The following is a 14411-nucleotide window of genomic DNA, read 5'->3' as shown; positions in this document are numbered from 1 at the left end:
GGACTGGACGGGCCCCCCGACCCTCCAGTCCCGCTTCTCTTGCTCCCCCGTTCCCCCGTGGTTCCTCCCCCGTGATTCCCCCGCGGGTCACCCCCCGGTGACCCCTGACCTCAGGCGACCAGTTCGCCGAAGGCGTTCTCCTCGTCACGGCCGAAGCTGAGGACCTCGTCCTCGCGCAGCCGGCGCAGCGAGCGCCAGATGCTGGACTTCACCGTGCCGACACTGATGTCGAGGATCTCCGCGATCTCCGGGTCCGTACGGCCCTCGTAGTAGCGCAGGACCAGCATGGTGCGCTGGAGCTCGGGCAGCCGGGCCAGCGCCTGCCACAGGACCGCGCGCAGCTCGGTGCCGCGCATCGCGTCCGTGTCGGAGGGCGTCTCCGGCAGTTCCTCGGTCGGGTACTCGTTGAGCTTGCGGCGCCGCCAGGCGCTGATGTGCAGGTTGGTCATGGTGCGGCGGAGGTATCCGCCGACCGCGGCCTTGTCGCTGATCCGGTCCCAGGCCCTGTACGTCGAGAACAGCGCGCTCTGCAGCAGGTCCTCGGCCTCGAAGCGGTCGCCGGTCAGGTGGTAGGCGGTGGCGTACAGGGAGGCGCGGCGCTCCTGGACGTAGGCGGTGAACTCCGCCTCCGTCAGGGAACGGCGCTGCTCCCCCGAGTCCTCCCCGTACGCGGATCCCCCGTGCGCGTCCCCTGTGTGCGCGTCGACCACCGTCATGTAGGCGGTGTGCTGGCGCCCGGTGCCGCGAGCGCACCCCCGCCCGCTCACGGCACCGGACTTCTCGGACCCCCGGTGCACGTCGTGCAGACGCGTGACTACGGCGCTGGTGCTGATGCTGTGCAGCGTGTTCATCTCGCGCTCCCCGTGGTGGACTTCCGGTGGTTCGGTCTCGCCGGGCCGACTGGTCTGTCCCGCCCTGCCCGTGTCCAAAAGACTGCCGGGGCCACTTCATGGCCGTGTCCGCCGACTGTCACAGACCTGTCACAGGGGCCCGGCCCGGCGTCGTCACAGCAAGTGCACAGGTCGTGGCGGTAGGGAAGGCCTGGTGTCGGCGGGTCGTACGACAGCCCGTCCATGGGCCAGAATGAGCGCGTGCCTTCCCTGTTGCTGATCGAGGACGACGACGCCATCCGCACGGCCCTGGAGCTCTCCCTGACGCGCCAGGGACACCGGGTGGCGACCGCTGCCAGCGGTGAGGACGGTCTGAAACTGCTGCGCGAGCAGCGGCCGGACCTGATCGTGCTGGACGTGATGCTGCCCGGCATCGACGGCTTCGAGGTGTGCCGTCGCATCCGGCGCACCGACCAGCTGCCGATCATCCTGCTGACCGCGCGCAGTGACGACATCGACGTGGTGGTCGGACTGGAGTCCGGCGCCGACGACTATGTCGTCAAACCGGTGCAGGGCCGGGTGCTGGACGCCCGGATCCGCGCGGTGCTGCGGCGCGGGGAGCGCGAGTCCAGCGACTCGGCGACCTTCGGCAGCCTCGTCATCGACCGGTCGGCGATGACCGTGACGAAGAACGGCGAGGACCTGCAGCTGACCCCGACCGAGCTGAGGCTGCTGCTGGAGCTGAGCCGGCGGCCCGGTCAGGCGCTGTCCCGGCAGCAGCTGCTGCGGCTGGTGTGGGAGCACGACTACCTCGGTGACTCGCGGCTCGTGGACGCCTGTGTGCAGCGGCTGCGCGCCAAGGTCGAGGACGTGCCGTCGTCCCCGACGCTGATCCGTACCGTCCGTGGGGTCGGCTACCGCTTGGACGCGCCTCAGTGACCGACACGCAAGGGGGGCTGCGCGGCTGGTCCGCGCGGCGCACGGGAAGTCTGTCGCGGCTCAGGTTCACCAGTCTCAGGCTGCGCCTGGTCGTCGTCTTCGCGCTGGTGGCGCTCACGGCCGCCGTCTCCGCGTCCGGCATCGCCTACTGGCTGAACCGGGAAGCGGTGCTCACCCGGGCCCAGGACGCGGTGCTGCGCGACTTCCGGCAGGAGATGCAGAACCGGGCGGGCGCGCTGCCGGCGCATCCCACGCAGGACGAACTGCAGCGCGCGGCGGGCCAGATGGCCGCGAGCAGTCAGCACTTCAGCGTGCTGCTGGTCGCCCAGGACGCCGACGGCAAGACGGTGTACGGCAACTCGGGCGGTATCAACGGCTTCTCGCTGGAGGACGTGCCCAAGTCGCTGCGCGCGGCCGTGAACAAGCGGCAGAAGGTGACCGACGACAACAAGGAGCCGTACCACCTGTACTGGCAGCGGGTCGTGGACCACGGCACGCCGTATCTGGTGGCCGGTTCGCGGGTGATCGGCGGCGGGCCCACGGGCTACATGGCCAAGTCGCTGGAGCCGGAGGCGAAGGACCTCAACTCGCTGGCCTGGTCGCTGGGCATCGCCACCGGGCTCGCGCTGATCGGGGCCGCGCTGCTCGCGCAGGCCGCGGCCACGACCGTGCTGAAGCCGGTGCACCGGCTGGGCGTCGCCGCCCGGCGGCTCGGCGAGGGCAGGCTGGACACGCGGCTGCGGGTGTCGGGGACCGACGAACTCGCCGATCTGTCCCGGACCTTCAACAACGCCGCCGAGGCGCTGGAGAAGCGGGTCGCGGAGATGGCCGCGCGGGACGAGGCCTCGCGTCGCTTCGTCGCCGACATGAGCCACGAGCTGCGGACGCCGCTGACCGCCATCACCGCCGTGACGGAGGTGCTGGAGGAGGAGCTGGACTCCGAGGCGGGCGGCATCGACCCGATGATCGAGCCCGCGGTCCGGCTGGTGGTGAGCGAGACCCGGCGCCTGAACGACCTGGTCGAGAACCTGATGGAGGTCACCCGCTTCGACGCGGGCACCGCCCGGCTGGTCCTGGACGACGTCGACCTCGCCGACCAGATCACGGCCTGCATCGACGCCCGGGCCTGGCTGGACGCCGTCGACCTGGACGCCGAGCGCGGCATCCACGCCCGCCTCGACCCGCGCCGGCTGGACGTCATCCTCGCCAACCTGATCGGCAACGCCCTCAAGCACGGCGGGTCGCCGGTACGTGTGTCGGTGCGCATAGACGGCGACGACCTGGTCATCGCGGTGCGCGACCACGGTCCGGGCATCCCCGAGGACGTGCTCCCGCACGTCTTCGACCGCTTCTTCAAGGCGAGCGCCTCCCGGCCGCGCTCCGAGGGCAGCGGGCTGGGCCTGTCCATCGCCATGGAGAACGCCCACATCCACGGCGGCGAGATCACCGCCGCCAACTCACCCGAAGGCGGTGCGGTGTTCACACTGCGGCTGCCGCGGGACGCCTCCCGGCTCACGGAGGAGACCGGCGAGGGCGACCAGACCGGCAAGGACGCTTCCGGGGACTCCGGAAGCTCGGGAAGTTCAGGAAAGGAGGGGTGATGACCGTACGACGCCTGACCGTGCGAGGTCTGCTGGCGCTGCCCCTCCTCGGCCTGCTGCTCTCCGGCTGCGGCATCCGGGCCACCCAGGTGCCGACCGACTTCGGGGCGGCGCCGTCCCGGGTGCCGTGCTCACTGGCCGGCCCCGACCTGGCCAAGCAGTCCTCGCAGGGCGTCCCCGTGCAGGTCTTCCTGCTCTGCGGGGCGTCCCTGGTCACCGTGGACCGGACGGTACGCGTCCCCGAGGGCACCCCGGACGCGCGGCGCCGGGTGATCGTGGCACAGGGGCTGCTGGACCAGCTGGCCGCGTCCCCGTCCGCCGCGGAGCGCTCCGCGGGCTATACGACGTACGTGCCGGGCGGCCTCTCCGTGCGCGGGCCCGGCCCGAAGGACCCCGAGGACGCGCTCCACCTGAGCACCGCGCCGTCCCGTCTGCCCTCCTACGCCCTGGCCCAGCTGGTGTGCACCCTCTCCGACTCGGCGGCGACGGAGGGCGACGGCTCGGTCATCCTCGGCGGCCCGGACACCGGGCCGCTGCGCCGCTACGAGTGCACCGACGACGTCCGCGACCGCCCGGGCAACGTGGAGCCGCCGTCGAGCGAGGTCGTGGGGCCGTAGGCGCAGCCGCGGGCAAGCGAACCGGAAGCCCCGCGGTGAAACCCCTTTCCACAGCACAGGGCAACCGGAGCGTTGCGGCGCGGAACCGATCGGCACCGGCTCGGCGTCTAGGGGGGCGTGCAGCGTCAAGGCTCCATCGGCGGCGGCAGCGCCGCGATACATGTCCGGGTGACAGGGGGTGTCCTCCTCGTCGCCCACCTCGCCCTCGTCGCCTGGCTGATGCTGCGGCCCCTGAACGTCCCCTGGGTGGCACCCCCCAACCTGCACCCCCTCGTCGGCATACGGGGCGACCTGGCCCTGGGCTGGCCGGTGGCCACCAGACGCATCGGCGAGGGCCTGGCCCTGCTCGCCCCGCTGGGTGTGCTGCTGCCGATGGCACACGGCAGGCTCGGCGGCTCCCCGCTCTCCTCCCTGATCCGTACCACCGCCGCGGGCGCCCTCGTCTCCACGGGCATAGCCCTGCTGCAGACCGGCGTGCCGGGCAGGGTCGTGGACGTCGACTCGCTGCTGCTGAACACCGCGGGCGTGGCCCTGGCCCACCTGGCCGTCGTGCCGGCGGGCCGCGCCTGGCTGCGGCGCCGGGACGCGCGGCCGGACGCCGGGGTGGAGCAGCCCGCCGCCGTGCAGGAGGAGCTGCCTCAGGGTCGCACCCCGACGATTCCCAGGGTCGGGATCGCCCCGTAGAGCGACGCTTCGCCCGCTTCGTCTGCCTACCGTGGAAGACAGTTGAGGGACGCCACCGGGGCGGCCCCGACCCCGGCTCGGCGAGCGAGCCGACGACCACGGAGGAGTCGCCATGACCGCCCTTGCCCGCCCCACCCACGGCCGCGTGATCGGCGGAGTGTGCGCCGCGCTGGCACGGCGCTTCGGCACCTCCGCGACGACGATGCGGGTGATCTTCCTGCTCTCCTGTCTGCTGCCGGGCCCGCAGTTCCTGCTCTACATAGCGCTGTGGATCCTGCTGCCCGCCGAGGACAAGACGCGCACCGCCTGGTGAGAGCGGACGCGTGAACGCCACTGGGGCGCCCTCGGACAGTTCCGGGGGCGCCCCAGCGGCGTCGTACGACCGTCGGCGTCGGGGTCAGCCGAGCGGGATCCCGTTCACCGGCACACCGTGCGTGGGCAGGCCGGTGTTGTGCAGCGGCAGCCCGCCGAGCAGCCCGGCGACCGGCGCGGTCGGGCCCTTGGCGAGCAGGTTCTGGACGGCCGGCTGCGCGGCGGCCATCCGGGCACCCACGGCACCCTGCCCCTGGGTGAGCGCCTCGGTGGCGCCCGGCAGCGCCTTGGAGACGTTCTCGGCCGGCAGCGTCTTGGCGACGGAGCCCAGGGCCTGCGTGGCCGGGGCGGCGTCGGGGACGGCCGGGGCCGCGTTGGCCGCGCCCGCGCCGACGGCGGCGAAGGCGGCACCGAGGGCGGCGACACCGAGGGTCTTGGCAGCAGACTGCTTCATGGTGAATGCGTCCTTGAATGCGGAGACGGAGATCACGAACGATCCGAGCGGTCCACGACCGTAAACACGCCGGGCCGCCCGCCGCAAACACCGAAATGCGGACGGCTTGTGAAAGCGCGTCCGCATTCCGTATCGGAGTCCGGGGTGCGACTAGCCCTCCGAATCGCCGGAACCGCTGGTAGAGGCGGTCTGCCGGAACAGCCATTCGGATTTCAGCTCTGCATATCCGGGCTTGACTACGTCATTGATCATGGCGAGTCGTTCATCGAAAGGAATGAACGCTGATTTCATCGCATTGACGGAGAACCACTGCAGGTCGTCGAGCGTATAGCCGAACGCGTCGACGAGATGCTCGAATTCCTGGCTCATGCTGGTGTGCGACATCAGCCGGTTGTCGGTGTTCACGGTGGCCCGGAAGTGCAGCTGGCGCAACAGCCCGATCGGGTGCTCGGCATAGGAGGGTGCCGCCCCGGTCTGCAGGTTGGAGCTGGGGCACAGCTCCAGCGGGATCCGCTTGTCACGGACGTACGACGCCAGGCGGCCGAGGCTGACGGAGCCGTCCTCGTGGATCTCGATGTCGTCGATGATCCGCACCCCGTGCCCGAGCCGGTCGGCGCCGCACCACTGCAGCGCCTGCCAGATGGACGGCAGCCCGAAGGCCTCGCCGGCGTGGATGGTGAAGTGGTTGTTCTCGCGCTTGAGGTACTCGAAGGCGTCCAGGTGCCGGGTGGGCGGGTAGCCGGCCTCGGCGCCCGCGATGTCGAAGCCGACGACCCCGGAGTCCCGGTAGCGGTTGGCGAGTTCGGCGATCTCCAGGGAGCGGGCGGCATGCCGCATGGCGGTCAGCAGGGCGCCGACCCGGATCCGGTGGCCGTTCTCGCGGGCGAGCCGCTCGCCCTGCCGGAACCCCTCGTTGACGGCCTCGACCACCTCCTCCAGGGTGAGCCCGCGCTCCAGGTGCTGCTCGGGGGCGTAGCGCACCTCGGCGTAGACCACCCCGTCCTCCGCGAGGTCCTCGGCACACTCGCGGGCGACGCGGACGAGCGCCTCGCGCGTCTGCATCACGCCGACGGTGTGCCTGAAGGTCTCCAGATACCGTTCCAGCGAGCCGGAGTCGGCGGCCTCGCGGAACCAGATGCCCAGCTTGTCGGGATCGGTCTCGGGAAGGTCCGAGTAGCCGGTCTCCTGGGCGAGTCCGACGACGGTTCCGGGGCGGAGCCCGCCGTCGAGATGGTCGTGCAGCAGAACCTTGGGCGCCCGGCGGATCTGGTCCGGCGTCGGAAGCGTCCCGGTCGGTGCGGTCTGGCTCGTCATTTCCGCACTGTAACGCCTACGCGCGTAGAGGACCGGGAATCGGCGACATCGCTTTTCCGCCGATACGCAAAGGTGACCCCACGTACTGGTTTCGTACACCGCTCCTTCTGACACTGTTCTGCCATGGGACAGCAAGCGACGCCGGCCCGAACGGCCAGGCTCGGAAAGGCAGTCGGCCCGGAGCCGGCGGCGGTGTGCGCAGCGGTGGTGCTGCTCCCCGGCGGGGAGGAGGTCTCCGATCGCGGGCCATCCCTCGTCCGGGCGGCGACCGCGCTGCGCTCGCTGGGCCGACGGTTCGCTCGCGCGGGGCGGGAGGAGGGCCTGGCCGTCCATACCGTCCACTACCGGTACCGGGGCTGGAACGGCAGCGAGGCGCATCTGGCGGCGGACGCGCAGTGGGCCGCCGACGAGGTCGTACGACGGTACGGGGACGTTCCCGTGTGCCTGGTCGGAATGGACATGGGCGGCCGGGCGGCGCTGCGGGCCGGTGGCCATGAGGCCGTCAACTCCGTGGTGGCACTGGCCCCTTGGCTGCCGGAGGACGACGTCGCCGTGCCTGCCGAGCCGGTGAAGCAGCTCGTGGGGCGGCGGGTGCTGATCGTGCACGGCACGAACGACGAGCGGACCGATCCCGAGCTGTCGTTCCGGTTCGCCGCGCGGGCGAAGAAGGTGAACCGGGAGGTGTGCCGGTTCGAAGTGCACTCCGACGGGCACGGGCTGCACGGGCACCGGGACGAAGTGGCCTGGCTGGCCGTCGACTTCATGATGGGGGCGCTGTTCGGGCACTCCGTCTCCCGCCCTGTCGAGGATGCGCTTGCCGCTCCGCCGCCGATCGGGCTTCGGATGCCGCTGGCCGCGGGGTTCGGCAAGTCGTTGAAGCGGTAGAGCCCGCCCCTTCGGGCCGGCGCCGCTCAGGTCGGCAGCAGGTTGCCCCTTCTGGAGAGCAGGAACTTCTTGAAGGCGGCCACCGGTGGGGTGTCGGGGCGGTCCGCCAGCCAGGCGACACCGATCTCTCGCACCGCCCTCGGGGCCGTGACCGTCAGCTCCACGACCCCCGGCCTGGGGACGGTCGGCGGTGGCAGGAGGGCGACCCCCAGGCCGGCGGCCACCAAACCCCTCAGGGTCTCCGCCTCCTCGCCCTCGAAGGCGACCCTCGGGCGGAAGCCGGCCTCCCGGCACAGGGAGTCGAAGATGCGGCGCAGGCCGTAGCCGGGTTCCAGGGTGACCCAGGACTCGTCGGCGGCCTCGGCGAAGCGGATGCGGCGGCGGGCGGCCAGGCGGTGGTCGGCGGGGACGACCAGGCGGAGTTTCTGCTCGTCCAGGCGACGGGCGACCAGGTCGGGCGCGTCGGGGACCGGTGAGGTGAGGCAGAGGTCCAGCTCGCCGGCGCGCAGGCCCTCCAGCATGGCCTCGCCGTAGTTCTGGACCAGGCTGAAGCGGACGCGCGGGTGGTCCTCGCGGAAGGCGTGCAGAAGGCCGGGGACGGTCTCGGCGCCCATGGTGTGCAGGAAGCCGAAGGCGACCTTGCCGGTGGCCGGGTCGGCGTCGGCGCGCACCTCCTCGGCGGCCCGCTCGATCTCGGCGAGGGCGCGTTCGACGGAGGTGAGGAAGGTGCGGCCGGCGGGGGTCAGGGAGACCGTGCGGCCGTGCCGGGCGAACAGGTCGACGCCCAGGTCCTGTTCCAGGCGGACCATCGCGCGGGAGAGGGTGGACTGGGGGACGTTCATCTCCTGGGCGGCGCGGGTGACGTGCTCGGTGCGGGCCACGCCGGCGAAGTACGCGAGGCGGGGAGCCAGCACCCGCGACATCGCGGACATGTCTTCTGTGTCACTGTTCGGTGACAGGCGGGGCTGTGAGCTCTGCTGATGCGGCATGGGAACGATTATGGCGATTCCATGCATTGGACGGATGAGACGTGCCGTACCTACGGTCGAAGCATGTCTCCCGCCAGTACCGGGGCGTCCACCACCGTGGGCGCCGCAGCGACCGTCCCCGTCTCCGACACCCCCGCCGCCGACTCCCGTATGACTCCGGGCGGGCCCGGCTACCGCCGGATGAGCCTCGCCCTCTTCCTCGCCGGAGTCGCGACCTTCGCTCTTCTGTACTCCACGCAGGCCCTGCTGCCGCTGATCTCCGGCGAGTACGGGGTCGCGGCGAGCGAGGCGAGCTGGACGGTGGCGGCCGCGACCGGCGGACTGGCCCTGTTCGTCCTGCCGATGAGCGCCCTGTCCGAGCGTTTCGGCCGCCGTACGGTGATGACGGGCTCGCTGGCCGTGGCGGTGACCGTGGGGCTGCTGGTGCCGTTCGCGCCGTCGCTCGGCGTGCTGGTGGTGCTGCGGGCGGTTCAGGGTGCGGCGCTGGCCGGTCTGCCGGCCTCGGCGCAGGCCTATCTGGCCGAGGAGGTCCGGCCGAAGGCGCTGGTCACGGCGATCGGCCTGTTCGTGGCGGGCAACAGCGTGGGCGGCATGAGCGGCCGGGTGATCACCGGCTGGGTGGCCCAGGAGTGGGGCTGGCGGGCCGCCGTCGGTGTGATCGGTGTGATCGCCGTCGGGTGCGCGGTCGCCTTCCGGCTGCTGCTGCCGGCGCCGAGGCACTTCACGGCCGGCTCGCTGCGGCCCCGGATTCTGCTCGGCACGGTCCGCGACCACCTCGCGAACCCGCTGCTGCGACGGCTGTACGCGATCGGCGCGCTGTTCATGACGGTGTTCGGCGGTGTGTACACGGTGATCGGCTACCGGCTGACGGGCGCGCCGTTCGGGCTGCCGCAGGGCATCATCGGCTCGATCTTCCTGGTCTACCTGGTGGGTACGGTGTCGGCGTCCACGGCGGGCCAGCTGGTGGGCCGGCTCGGCCGCCGGGGCGCGCTGTACCTGGCGGGCGGTACGACCGCCGCGGGCCTGCTGCTGTCGCTGGCACCCGTGCTGCCGCTGGTCCTGCTGGGCCTGGTGCTGATCACGGCGGGCTTCTTCGCCGGCCACGCGGTCGCCTCCTCGGCGGTCAGCAAGACGGCCACCCAGGGCCGCGCCCAGGCGTCGGCGCTGTACCAGTCCATGTACTACATCGGCTCCAGCGTCGGAAGCACGGTCGGCGCGACGGCGTTCCACGCGGCGGGGTGGAGCGGCACGGTGGAGGTCGGCCTGCTCGCGGTCGTCGGAGTCGTCACCATCACGGTGCTCGGTTCCGTGGCGGCCCGGCGAACCGTCGTGGCCCACGCGCACTGAGGCGCCCCGGAAAGGGGCCGGGCGGGCGGCCGGTTCTCCGGCGCGCCCTCCCTCACCTGCGCGTTTCCCGACTCCGGGGGCCATTGTCAGTGCCCTGCGGTAGCTTCCAAGTGCTGGGGCGCAAGGACGCGCCGCGGGGAACGCCACAGGGGTGGGTGGACGATGGGCGACAGCACGGCGACGGCGGACCTGGACGTCGCACTGGAGAAGCACCGGACCGAGCTGACCGGGTACTGCTACCGCATGCTCGGCTCCTCCTTCGAGGCGGAGGACGCGGTGCAGGACACCCTGGTGCGGGCCTGGCGGAGCTACGACAAGTTCGAGGGCCGCTCCAGCCTGCGCTCGTGGCTGTACCGGATCGCGACGAACGTGTGCCTGGACATGCTGACGGCGGGCAACAAGCGGGCGAGACCGATGGACCTGACGGAATCGACCCCGCTCGCGCAGGCCGCGCTCTCCCCCCGCCCGGATCACACCTGGCTGGAGCCGATGCCGGACGCGCGCGTGCTGCCGACGGTCGACGATCCGGCGGAGGCCGCCGTGGCGAAGGAGTCGGTCCGGCTGGCCTTCATGGCGGCCCTCCAGCAACTGCCGCCCAAGCAGCGGGCGGTGCTGATCCTGCGCGAGGTGCTGGCCTGGAAGGCGAGCGAGGTCGCCGAGCTGCTGGACACCTCGGTCGCCTCGGTCAACAGCGCGCTGCAGCGGGCGCGGGCCACGCTCGCGGAGCGCGCGGACGCGAGCCCCGAGGGCGCGGTGTCCGATCCTCTCGACGAGGAGCAGCAGAAACTCCTGGAGCGCTATGTCAAAGCCTTCGAGGGCTACGACATGACGGCGCTGACGGCGCTGCTGCACGAGGACGCCGTCATGACGATGCCGCCGTTCGACCTGTGGCTGCGCGGCCCGGCCGACATCACCGGTTTCATGACGACCCTCGGCGCCTCCTGCGCCGGCTCCCGGCTGCTGCCGGTGCAGGTCAACGGCCTTCCGGGATTCGCGCACTACAAGCCGGACGAGGAGAAGGGCGGCTTCGCTCCCTGGGCCGTGCAGGTGCTGGAGCTGTCAGACGGCCGGATCACCGGTTTCCACTGCTTCCTCGACACCAAGCGCTGGTTCCCGCTCTTCGGCCTCCCCCTCCACCTGGAAGCGGAGCCCGACGAGGTCGAGAAGGGCGTGTAGCGCGGGATCGGGGTCCCGCAGCCGGATCCGCCCGCCGGCCCGGCGGGCGGCCAGCGCCAGCCGCGCCAGCAGGTCCACGGCGGCCAGGCCCGGGGGCCCTAGCCCGGCCACGTCGCACACGACCACGCGGGGCCCCCCGCCCGCCAGCAGCTTCTGCACCCGGGCACACAGCGCCGCCACCTCGTCCCGGGTGACGGGGCCGGGCAGCACGAGCACGGCGGGTTCCTTGGCATCCACGTGCGGTAGACCGGCGGTCGGGGCGGAACTCATCGGTAAGGATCACTGTCGACGCAGATCACATTGACCGGTTCCCTCTCCACCTCGGAGGGTTGGCCGTGTGACGGGGGTGCTGAGCGGGTTCGCGGTGATCGCGGTCGTCATCGGGGTGGGCTATGCGCTCGGGCGGCGCGGGACGCTCGGGGCGCAGGGCGGCGAGGTGCTGACCCGGCTCGCCTTCACGGTGGCGGGCCCCGCGCTCCTGTTCACGACCCTCGCGCGCGCCGACCTGCCGGTGCTGTTCTCGGCTCGCCTGCTGGTGACGGCGCTGAGCACGGCGGCGGTCGCCGGGACCTTCGCCGTGATCGGCACGGTACGCCGCTGGGGCGTCGGCCGTACGACCATCGGCGCCCTGTGCTCCGGTTACGTCAACTCGGGCAACCTCGGTATCCCGATCGCGGCGTACGTCCTCGGCGACGCCTCCCTGGTGGCGCCGGTGCTGCTCTTCCAGGTGGTCCTGGTGGCGCCGGTCGCGCTGACGATCCTGGACCTGTCCGGCGTGGGCGAGAAGGGCACGCTGTGGCGGCGCCTGCTGACACCGCTGCGGAATCCGATAGCGGTGGGCTCGCTGTCGGGGGTGGCGGTCTCTGCGGCGGGCTGGACGATCCCGACCCCCTTGCTGAACCCCCTCACCCTGATCGGCAACATGTCCGTCCCGGCGGCCCTGCTGGCCTTCGGCATGTCGCTGCACGGCAGTTCGGCCCCGGGCCGGGGCCGGAACCGCCAGCTAGTCCTGCTGTCGGCGGCGTTGAAGTCCCTGGGCCAGCCGCTGGTGGCGTGGGCGCTGGCGACAGCGGTCTTCGGTCTCCACGGCGCCCCGCTGCTGGACGTGGTGGTGACCTCGGCCCTCCCGGCCGCGCAGAACATCTTCACCTACGCCAGCCGCTACCGGGTGGCCGAAGCCCTGGCCCGCGAGTCCATCCTGCTGTCGACGGTCGTGTCGGTGCCGGTGCTGGTGGGGGTGGCGGCGGTGTTGGGGTGACGCCGGGTCAGTCGACGGTGAACGTAAGGCGGAAGGGTGCGGGCAACTCGACGGACGAGCCGAACGGTGCCGAGGCCAGGACCCGGTAGGTGCCGTCTTCTGGTTCGCCGTACAGGGTGACCGTGGGGCCTGACGGCGCCAGCCGGTCTGCGAGAAGGTAGAGCGGAACGCCTGCCTCGGCATAACCCGCAGCCTTGGTGATGCGATCGGTCCGCGCGGTGGTGGCCGAGGTGATCTCCATAACGAGTTCAGCCACCTCAGCGGAAGCGATGTACTCGTCCCCGCCTCGCAATGCCTCCTCCGGCACCACGGCGAGGTCGGGCACATACAGCTCGAGCCGCGAAGGGACCGCCAAGGCCAGCTGATGGTAGACGCCCCACGAATCGGGGATCACCTCGTAGAGGTGCCTCTGCAAGGGCCCCGACATGCGGTGGTGGGCCACGGCTGAGTAAGGAGCCACGGTGACGAGTCCCTGGATGATCTCCACCTTGCAGCCCTTGGGGGCGTCGGTCCGCTTCCAGACCCAGACGAGTTCGTCCCACTCGTTGTCGGTCAGCAGATAGTCGCCCTCGAACTCGTCCACGGACTCATCCAACATGCCGAACGGGACCGGCGGAGGTCCACCGGTCCCGTTCACCCGAAAGGGAAATCCCCTGGTCAGGCGATACGTTCCAGCACCACCGGCGTCGCCTGGAACTCCGTGCCCGGTGCCGCGATGTCGTACGCGCCCTCCACCGCCTCCAGCGCGTACTCGAAGCGCTCGGGGGTGTCCGTGTGGAGGGTCAGGAGGGGCTGGCCCTCGGTGACCGTGTCGCCCGGCTTGGCGTGCATCTCGACGCCCGCCGCCGCCTGCACCGGGTCCTCCTTGCGGGCGCGGCCGGCGCCCAGGCGCCAGGCGGCGATGCCGATGTCGTAGGCGTCCAGGCGGGTGAGGACACCCGAGGACGGCGCCTTGATGACGTGCTGTTCCTTCGACGTGGGCAGCACGGCGTCCGGGTCGCCGCCCTGGGCCGCGATCATGCGGCGCCAGACGTCCATGGCCGAGCCGTCGGCCAGGGCCTTCGCCGGGTCGGCGTCCTTGATGCCGGCCGCTTCGAGCATCTCGCGGGCCAGGGCGACGGTCAGCTCGACCACGTCCGCGGGGCCGCCGCCCGCCAGGACCTCCACCGACTCGCGGACCTCCAGCGCGTTGCCGGCCGTCAGGCCCAGCGGGGTCGACATGTCGGTCAGGAGCGCCACCGTCTTCACGCCGTGGTCGGTGCCGAGGCCGACCATCGTGGTCGCCAGTTCGCGGGCGTCGTCCAGGGTCTTCATGAAGGCGCCGCTGCCCACCTTCACGTCCAGGACCAGGGAGCCCGTGCCCTCGGCGATCTTCTTCGACATGATCGAGGAGGCGATGAGCGGGATCGCCTCCACCGTGCCGGTCACGTCCCGCAGCGCGTACAGCTTCTTGTCGGCCGGGGCCAGGCCGTCGCCCGCCGCGCAGATCACCGCGCCCGTGGTGTCGAGGACGTTCAGCATCTCCTCGTTGGAGAGCAGGGCCCGCCAGCCGGGGATCGACTCCAGCTTGTCCAGCGTGCCGCCGGTGTGGCCGAGGCCCCGGCCGGAGAGCTGCGGTACGGCCGCGCCGCACGCCGCCACCAGCGGGGCCAGCGGCAGGGTGATCTTGTCGCCGACGCCGCCCGTCGAGTGCTTGTCGGCCGTCGGGCGGGACAGGGCCGAGAATTCCATGCGCTCGCCGGAGGCGATCATGGCCGCCGTCCAGCGGGCGATCTCGCGCCGGTTCATGCCGTTGAGCAGGATCGCCATGGCGAGCGCGGACATCTGCTCGTCGGCGACCTCGCCGCGGGTGTACGCGTCGATGACCCAGTCGATCTGCTCGTCGGTCAGCTCGCCGCGGTCCCGCTTGGTGCGGATCACGGAGATGGCGTCCATGGCCATGGCGGGTGTTGTTCCTTCCGGGAGGTGCGAAGTGTGCGGCCCCCCTGCGAGCGGGACAGGGGGG

Annotated in this window: 16 protein-coding genes; 9 read left to right on the top strand and 7 right to left on the bottom strand. The window is 71.7% G+C overall.

All coding sequences use genetic code 11. The features are described from left to right. Positions 1-110 precede the first annotated feature (110 nt). Positions 111-851 (bottom strand): SigE family RNA polymerase sigma factor, encoded by a 741-nt coding sequence (locus tag ACQPXS_RS28715; protein ID WP_351798810.1) that lies wholly within the window; start codon positions 849-851, stop codon positions 111-113. Positions 852-1091: 240 nt separating this feature from the next. On the opposite strand from ACQPXS_RS28715, the gene afsQ1 reads away from it, so the two are divergent. The 5 genes from afsQ1 to ACQPXS_RS28690 all read left to right on the top strand — a co-directional run bounded on the left by afsQ1 (position 1092) and on the right by ACQPXS_RS28690 (position 4984). Then, positions 1092-1769, top strand: a complete 678-nt coding sequence (gene afsQ1 / locus ACQPXS_RS28710) for a two-component system response regulator AfsQ1 (RefSeq protein ID WP_031024517.1) — start codon at positions 1092-1094, stop codon at positions 1767-1769. Continuing rightward, positions 1766-3370 (top strand): ATP-binding protein, encoded by a 1605-nt coding sequence (locus tag ACQPXS_RS28705; protein WP_433452121.1) that lies wholly within the window; start codon positions 1766-1768, stop codon positions 3368-3370. The genes afsQ1 and ACQPXS_RS28705 overlap by 4 nt, the downstream gene beginning before the upstream one ends. Further along, positions 3370-3987 carry a hypothetical protein gene (locus ACQPXS_RS28700; protein WP_365321791.1) on the top strand — a complete coding sequence of 206 codons (618 nt, stop codon included), beginning with the start codon at positions 3370-3372 and terminating at the stop codon, positions 3985-3987. Before ACQPXS_RS28705 ends, ACQPXS_RS28700 begins: the two co-directional genes overlap by 1 nt. Before the next feature lie 117 nt (positions 3988-4104). Further along, a complete protein-coding gene (locus tag ACQPXS_RS28695; RefSeq protein ID WP_433452120.1) occupies positions 4105-4671 on the top strand; it encodes a VanZ family protein in 567 nt (188 codons plus the stop codon). 112 nt (positions 4672-4783) lie between these two features. Then, entirely contained in the window at positions 4784-4984 is a 201-nt protein-coding gene (locus tag ACQPXS_RS28690) for a PspC domain-containing protein (RefSeq protein ID WP_351798800.1), read from the top strand. An 84-nt stretch (positions 4985-5068) separates the two neighbouring features. Here ACQPXS_RS28690 and ACQPXS_RS28685 read toward each other — a convergent pair whose 3' ends face one another. After that, entirely contained in the window at positions 5069-5437 is a 369-nt protein-coding gene (locus ACQPXS_RS28685) for an ATP-binding protein (protein WP_433452119.1), read from the bottom strand. Between the two features lie 150 nt (positions 5438-5587). Beyond that, positions 5588-6751, bottom strand: coding sequence for an adenosine deaminase (locus ACQPXS_RS28680; RefSeq protein WP_433452117.1), 1164 nt, complete (start codon positions 6749-6751; stop codon positions 5588-5590). A 123-nt stretch (positions 6752-6874) separates the two neighbouring features. Between ACQPXS_RS28680 and ACQPXS_RS28675 the strand changes: the two genes are divergently transcribed. Beyond that, positions 6875-7636 (top strand): alpha/beta hydrolase, encoded by a 762-nt coding sequence (locus ACQPXS_RS28675; RefSeq protein WP_365321782.1) that lies wholly within the window; start codon positions 6875-6877, stop codon positions 7634-7636. A 26-nt stretch (positions 7637-7662) separates the two neighbouring features. On the opposite strand, the gene ACQPXS_RS28670 is transcribed toward ACQPXS_RS28675, so the two are convergent. After that, the gene (locus tag ACQPXS_RS28670; RefSeq protein WP_433452114.1) at positions 7663-8625 is read right to left on the bottom strand and encodes a LysR family transcriptional regulator; all 963 of its coding nucleotides are present in this window, start codon (positions 8623-8625) and stop codon (positions 7663-7665) included. A gap of 63 nt (positions 8626-8688) precedes the next feature. On the opposite strand from ACQPXS_RS28670, the gene ACQPXS_RS28665 reads away from it, so the two are divergent. Next, positions 8689-9972, top strand: a complete 1284-nt coding sequence (locus tag ACQPXS_RS28665) for an MFS transporter (protein ID WP_433452112.1) — start codon at positions 8689-8691, stop codon at positions 9970-9972. A 162-nt stretch (positions 9973-10134) separates the two neighbouring features. Then, entirely contained in the window at positions 10135-11148 is a 1014-nt protein-coding gene (locus tag ACQPXS_RS28660) for a sigma-70 family RNA polymerase sigma factor (RefSeq protein WP_433452111.1), read from the top strand. Here ACQPXS_RS28660 and ACQPXS_RS28655 read toward each other — a convergent pair. Beyond that, entirely contained in the window at positions 11032-11418 is a 387-nt protein-coding gene (locus ACQPXS_RS28655) for an STAS domain-containing protein (protein ID WP_433452110.1), read from the bottom strand. The genes ACQPXS_RS28660 and ACQPXS_RS28655 overlap by 117 nt on opposite strands. A 67-nt stretch (positions 11419-11485) precedes the next feature. On the opposite strand from ACQPXS_RS28655, the gene ACQPXS_RS28650 reads away from it, so the two are divergent. Beyond that, on the top strand, positions 11486-12406 hold the full coding sequence (locus tag ACQPXS_RS28650) for an AEC family transporter (protein WP_433452109.1): 921 nt from the start codon (positions 11486-11488) through the stop codon (positions 12404-12406). Positions 12407-12413: 7 nt separating this feature from the next. On the opposite strand, the gene ACQPXS_RS28645 is transcribed toward ACQPXS_RS28650, so the two are convergent. Beyond that, entirely contained in the window at positions 12414-12989 is a 576-nt protein-coding gene (locus ACQPXS_RS28645) for a Uma2 family endonuclease (RefSeq protein ID WP_433452108.1), read from the bottom strand. Positions 12990-13063: 74 nt separating this feature from the next. Next, on the bottom strand, positions 13064-14341 hold the full coding sequence (locus ACQPXS_RS28640) for a thymidine phosphorylase (RefSeq protein WP_433455988.1): 1278 nt from the start codon (positions 14339-14341) through the stop codon (positions 13064-13066). Positions 14342-14411: the final 70 nt, after the last annotated feature.

This window comes from Streptomyces sp. CA-142005 (genome assembly GCF_050942335.1).
In the GTDB taxonomy this organism is placed as follows: domain Bacteria; phylum Actinomycetota; class Actinomycetes; order Streptomycetales; family Streptomycetaceae; genus Streptomyces.
Note: the sequence above shows the minus strand (reverse complement) of the source record. Positions and strands in the feature narration are given on the sequence as shown.